Source organism: Sinimarinibacterium flocculans (assembly GCF_003201205.1).
Lineage (GTDB): Bacteria > Pseudomonadota > Gammaproteobacteria > Nevskiales > Nevskiaceae > Solimonas > Solimonas flocculans.
In genome coordinates this window covers 1-4,326 of the sequence record NZ_QICN01000025.1, presented here as the reverse complement: position 1 = coordinate 4,326, position 4,326 = coordinate 1, and the positions used below count along the sequence as shown (strand labels likewise).

Here is a 4,326-nt window from a genome sequence, read left to right as displayed (position 1 = left end):
GGCGCTTGTCCAGATCGGCCATCGCTCCCGCCAGACGTCCGCGACCCTGCAATGGCTTCGGTCATGCCTCGCAGTGCCTTCGATGCAGCCGCAACCCGATGCCTTGTCTCGGGCGCGTCGTGGTCGCCGTCTCGATCCTTCCCGGTCGCCATCACGCACTCCGAAGCTGGCACGGCACACGCTCGATCAGGTCCTGCTCGAACAGCACCGGCAGCTCCCGGATTAGCCGCAGCGCCGCCGCATCCAGCGCCGCCGAGCGCGTGATGTACGTCCGGTCCGTCTCGAACATGCCGGCGTTGTCCACGTCGACGAAGTAAGTCCATCCCGTCTTGTGCCGCTGCGTCCGAATCTCGATCCGATGCACCTGCAAGTCACGCACGTTGCTCATGGCTGTCTCCTGGGTCCTGGCCGCAAGCGCGGCAGAGGTCCGCCGCGCTTGCGATCGGGGACCGATCGGCCGCGTGTCGAGCACGGGTCAATGACCGCCCCGCAGGGGCCGCGCAGCGGCTCATCGGCTCGCGGTTGTCGGCGAGGCGGTGAGCGGTCATTGACGCGCGCACAGCGCGTGGCACCCAAGCCACCCGCGGAGCGGCCGAACCAGGACACGGCGGCGACCGCGCCGCGGTGTCTCCGTCCGAGCGACAGACGAAGCCGCAGGCTTGGTCTGACGATGCTTCCGGACAAGGGATTGAAGCCCGCAGGGTCGAGACGCCAAGCGGCTCGATGCGCCGCACGAAAGCCCGGCGCGCACCGCGCGTGGCCCAGACCGATCGCTCGACCGGCGAGACGCGCAAGCCGCAGCGGCATCCCTGTCATGCCGACCGAATGCACGGCGAGATCAGATCGAGCGCCTGGTCACGCGCCACCGCGCGAAGTTCCACCATCAAATTCCGAAGACGAACCAGCGGCTCGGCCGCTACACCGTTCGCCTCGATGTAATCGTTGAACTCGGGGTACTCGTCCGGCCCAAGACGCGGCTGCCGGGGAAGACGGCGACCCATCCGATCCCCCACAAGCTCAAGCCCGCGAAACAGCGCAACAAGATCATCGGGAGCAAGTTGCAAAGTGAGCGAGCAGCGACCGTCCTGCCAGCGATGAGAAGTGATCGAATTCATAGGCGTGACCCTCGGAGTGAAGTAAAATGGCCCTCACAGCGTTTCGCATGCGAAACGGGAGGTGCCCCATGAACCGCAAATTTCTTCGCTGGACGTTTGGCCTGCCGCTGGCCATCGGCGGCGCGAGCGGTTTTCTGCTGGCTCTTTTCATCCAGCCCGTGTGGGCGGTCCTGGCGGTTATCGCAATGGCGGCAGGTGTTGCGCTGCTGGCGCCTCACGAGTTCAAGAACGTCACGCTTCGCAGTGACGACGACGAAATTGCCAACGGGCTGTTTGCTCGTCCTGGGACTCGCGCTTGGTATGTCCGCGATGCTGACCCGAACATCCCCGGCACTTCGGCCTGGTATCACGACCAGTTCGTCAAGCGGTAACGAGTAAGACGCCTGCCCTGGCCGACTGGCGCTCTTTAGTGAGCGGTGCTTGATCGTTACCACGGCTTGAACTTGTCCTTGGCAGCGTCGTAGACCTCGCGCGCCTTGTCGCCAAGCTCAGCGAGTCGATCACGGATTTCGCTTTCTCCCTGTCCCCTCGCTGCGTTGGCCGCGGTGTCGTCGATCATCTTGCCCTTGAGCTGCGAGTACTGGATCTCGTTGATCGCGTACCAGCGCTCCGCAATCTCGCGTTCGGCTTGCGTCCTGGTCTGCGCATCCCAACCCTCGGGAGCGGCATAGCGCTCAAGGACCGCCTCACGGGCTTCGTGGTAGTTGCTGTTGAGCGAGCCAGCAAAACCGGTCAGGACAAAATCTTCGGACGATGACCACCCGTCGGTGCTTCTGTTGTCACCACTGGCGCCTACATTCAAGCCGACGACGCTCATCGCCTTTCCGATCAAGCCTCCACCAATCGGCTTTCCATCCGCGCCACGGCCGCTGGGACCAACACCGGCGGTCATCTGGGTAGAGCGCATGTCTGCGTGCGACGCCTCTCCCTTCTGCCCCTCGGCAGCCAGGCGTTGCGCATAGGCGTTCGCAAGCGCGTACTGATCCGCACCGCTGATGTTGTGCTGGGCTTCGTTCTTGCGGACAAACTCTTCGAGCGTTTCGATTCCGCTATCACCGCGCAAGGACAGCGCCTGTGCAACGCTCGTTGAGTCGCCCACCTGGAACGAATCCCCACGCTGATACGTCATGCCAGACACATCAGTGAAGGTGTCTCCGACCTGGCCACCGTAGCGACCGTCCAGATTGAACGACGCGATCTGGCCGCTCTCGCCGAATGCCACTGCCGCGCTGTAGCCCTTGTCAGCCTTGTCGCGTAATGCAGCTGCTTCGGCCGACGAGATAAGCCCCTGACTCTCCGTCCAGTCGGCGACCTTGCGCGCGGCATCGCCATCGAGCGTGCCGTGAAACACACTTCCGCCCGCTTCATGGAAGCGCGACAGATCGGCGGTGCTGTCGCCGAACAGAAATCCGGCCATCTGCTGCTGTGCCATCGATCGGCCGAAGTCGGCCGCGACTTGGTTTCGCCCGGTAACGCCGGCGACTGCGGCGGGGCCACCCAGCTCGCCGGCCGTGCGGCCCGCGACCGCAGCCGTGTCCTTGGACAGCTCCTTGCCCGCCGTCATCGCATCGGCGCCGAAGTCGCGCATCGTGCGCTCCGTGGCCGCCGCGTCCGTGCCGCCCTCGAGGCCGCGGCCGCGACCGATCTGCTCTGGCGACACGCCGATTTCGCTCCAAGCGGCCAGTTCCGAGAAGCCCGGACGGAAGCCCGATTCCTCGTAGTAGCGCTTCGCCTCTGCCGGCCGATGCCCGGACACGTCCGCCATTGCGGCCGTCGACGACTCGCGTTGCTTGTGCAGCTCCTTGAGTCGATCGGCTTCGGTTGCGCCGGCGAAGCCACCGGACAGCTCGCGCTCGTACTCGGTGCGAACGACGCCGCCGGCGCCTTCAGTTTTACCGATGCCGAACAGCTCATCGCCCGCGCGCTCGCGCGAACCGATGGCGCTGCCGCCTGAGCGCGACGTGTTGGCGGCCGTCACGGCCGCGCTGGCCGCACCCAGCGGCGCTTGCAGACCGCCGGCGATCTCCTGATGCCCGACGACGTTGCCCAGCGTCTGACCGGCGGAAATCTCGCCGGCTTGATAGGCGAGCCTGCCGGTGTCGCCACCGGACACGCTGGCCAGGTAGTCGAACTGCGCAAGGTTCTGCTGCGCGCCGAAGCTCGAAGCCCCGACGTTGGCGTCATAGCCGAACTGCTGCAGGCGCCCCATCGCGCCAGGCGCGCTGTTGAGTTGTTCCTGCAAGGCGGCCTGCTGTTCGATCTGCAGGCGCTGTTTGCCGGCGGCTTCGCCGCCCTGGTTGAAGTCGCCCTGCCACTGCTGGCCCATCGACGTGAAGGCGTAGCTGCTGGCCAGCTTGAACAGGCCGCCGGTCAGAACCGTGGCCAGTACCATCGCCATCGTGCGCGCCTTGCCGAATACGCCCAGCGCAGCGACTGCGCCTTCGGGCGCATTCATGATCGCCTGATAGCCGAGCGCATGGCGCTTGACCTCGGTGAAGGCGTCGAAGGCCGCGTCCTGCTGCATCTGGACCGCGATCACATCACAGATGCCCCATAGGGCCAGCCAGATGAACAGCCCGGCGACGACGGACAGCGCTCGCATCACCATCGGCGTCGCCACGAACAGCAGACAGATCGGCGCGACGCCGACGGCGATCGCGATCATGATGCCGCGCAGGCGCGGTATCCATTGGTTCATCGCCTCGCTGGCACCGAAGGCTTCAGACATCATCTGGCGATCGACCAGTGTGTTGATGCCCGTACTGAAGTCCGGATCGTTGAGCGCCAGCGAAATCGACTTGCCCATCGCGATCGAGCGCAGCCAAGTCTCCGATGTCGCGATCCCCGGATCGAACATCTGCGCCCCTCGGATCATGGCGTCATCGCAGGCAGCGCGCTCCGTCGCGTCCGACCAGGTGAAGCCCGCCTGTTCGCAGGCCGATTGCTTCATCGGCTGCATGGTCGACGTGATCGAGCCGTTGAGCTTGCTTTCGAGGTAGTTCCACGCCTCGCCGCAGGTGCCCGGCACGCCGCCTTCGTTGCCGTCCGGGAACCACACCGTCGGCCACGACGGGTGATTCCAGTTCGCGTACTCGCTGTACAGATCCCAGCCCGGTGCGCCACGCATCACGCGTTCCATCGACGCACCGTTGTAGCCGGACCCGATCGCGGTCATGCCGCAGTCCTTGAAGTATTGCGCCAGGCTGCGATC

Annotated in this window: 4 protein-coding genes; 1 reads left to right on the top strand and 3 read right to left on the bottom strand. The window is 65.3% G+C overall.

Translation table 11 applies throughout. The features are described from left to right. Positions 1-151 precede the first annotated feature (151 nt). Positions 152-388 (bottom strand): hypothetical protein, encoded by a 237-nt coding sequence (locus tag C8D93_RS20140; RefSeq protein WP_110267071.1) that lies wholly within the window; start codon positions 386-388, stop codon positions 152-154. Positions 389-812: 424 nt separating this feature from the next. Continuing rightward, entirely contained in the window at positions 813-1,115 is a 303-nt protein-coding gene (locus C8D93_RS20135; protein ID WP_110267069.1) for a hypothetical protein, read from the bottom strand. Between the two features lie 68 nt (positions 1,116-1,183). Here C8D93_RS20135 and C8D93_RS20130 point away from each other — a divergent pair, with 68 nt between their 5' ends. Beyond that, positions 1,184-1,486: a hypothetical protein gene (locus tag C8D93_RS20130; protein WP_146216688.1), complete on the top strand. Its 303-nt coding sequence runs from the start codon at positions 1,184-1,186 to the stop codon at positions 1,484-1,486. Between the two features lie 56 nt (positions 1,487-1,542). Here C8D93_RS20130 and C8D93_RS20125 read toward each other — a convergent pair. After that, positions 1,543-4,326, bottom strand: a 2,784-nt coding sequence (locus C8D93_RS20125) for a conjugal transfer protein TraG N-terminal domain-containing protein (protein WP_146216687.1), incomplete at its 5' end; no start/stop codon positions are given.

Coding starts and splice junctions, on each gene's coding strand:
- C8D93_RS20140 (WP_110267071.1), bottom strand. CDS start 388: ATGAGCAACGTGCGTGACTTGCAGGTGCATCGGATCGAGATTCGGACG.
- C8D93_RS20135 (WP_110267069.1), bottom strand. CDS start 1,115: ATGAATTCGATCACTTCTCATCGCTGGCAGGACGGTCGCTGCTCGCTC.
- C8D93_RS20130 (WP_146216688.1), top strand. CDS start 1,184: ATGAACCGCAAATTTCTTCGCTGGACGTTTGGCCTGCCGCTGGCCATC.